This window comes from Treponema sp. R6D11 (assembly GCF_054786075.1).
This window is the reverse complement of the sequence record NZ_BDHD01001034.1, coordinates 1-407: the sequence shown is the minus strand read 5'-3', so window position 1 is coordinate 407 and position 407 is coordinate 1. Positions and strand designations below refer to the sequence as shown.

Here is a 407-nt window from a genome sequence, read left to right as displayed (position 1 = left end):
ATCGGCGACCTTCTGCACATCGCCTTAGTGCAGTTCCCCGTTCCCGAAATCAGCGCGACCTACGACATGGATCAAAAAGCCGCAGCCGCCTTACGCAGGCAGGTTTTGGATTACGCCGCGAAGAATAAAATCCCCGTAGCGGGAATGCACGTCGTGTACCCGGGGACGGGCGGCGTAACCGTTGATGGAAGCGGGTTTAAGTTTAGTCCGGGGAAATAAGAGAAGAATTTTTTTACCACTAACCACACGAACTACTCCCCGATAACTGCTCTAATGTCCTTCTTAATCGCGTCCAATTTACGTGCGGCTTCGGCTTTGGCGGCATCAAGTCCGCCACCCGCATGCGCGCAACATGAGGCGTAAAATTTAATTTTCGGCTCCGTGCCGCTTGGACGGGCGCTTACTAC

General features: G+C 53.8%; 1 pseudogene. It reads left to right on the top strand.

From position 1 onward, the window contains the following. Positions 1 to 219, top strand: a pseudogene (locus tag ACYVTD_RS17350) (MBL fold metallo-hydrolase); the annotation flags it as partial. Positions 220 to 407 lie beyond the last annotated feature (188 nt).